Source organism: Aphanothece stagnina RSMan2012 (assembly GCF_046764815.1).
In the GTDB taxonomy this organism is placed as follows: Bacteria; Cyanobacteriota; Cyanobacteriia; order PCC-6307; family Cyanobiaceae; genus NIES-981.
Map to the genome: position 1 here is coordinate 1 of NZ_JBKOUC010000097.1, position 517 is coordinate 517.

Sequence of the window (517 nt, forward strand, 5' to 3'; positions counted from 1 at the left end):
GGGCTGCCTGTTCAAGGAAACGGCGCAGCTCGGCGTCCCTGGAGCGCAGTCGCGCGTCTGTCTCACGTGAGAAATACTCGCGACCATCCACGAATGTGCGCTCTACTCGCGACATGTTCGATAGCGGATTGCCACTCCACACGACGACGTCCGCCACCTTTCCTTCTTCCAATGAGCCAACCTGATTCTGTGCGTCCATTTGTTTGGCGGCATTGATGGTGACAAAATTCCAAGCATCGCGTTCCGAGACGCCGCCATAGCGCACACTCTTTGCCGCTTCCTGATTGAGGCGCCGGGCCATCTCGGCATCATCTGAATTGATGCTGACGTTCACACCTTGCTCGTGGAGGATGGCAGGGTTCTCAGGAATGGCATCGTAGACTTCGAACTTATAGGCCCACCAGTCGGCAAATGATGAGGCACCAACGCCATGACGAGCCATCTCGCGGGCAATCTTGTAGCCCTCCAGAATATGCGTGAACGTATGCACCTTGAACCCGAATTCCTCCGTGAGGCG

The 517-nt window shown here is 56.5% G+C and carries 1 protein-coding gene; it reads right to left on the reverse strand.

The window, feature by feature from the left end; all coding sequences use genetic code 11:
• A partial coding sequence (locus tag ACLNEE_RS16905; protein ID WP_412007453.1) for an amidohydrolase family protein occupies window positions 1-490 on the reverse strand: 490 nt, incomplete at its 3' end.
• Window positions 491-517 lie beyond the last annotated feature (27 nt).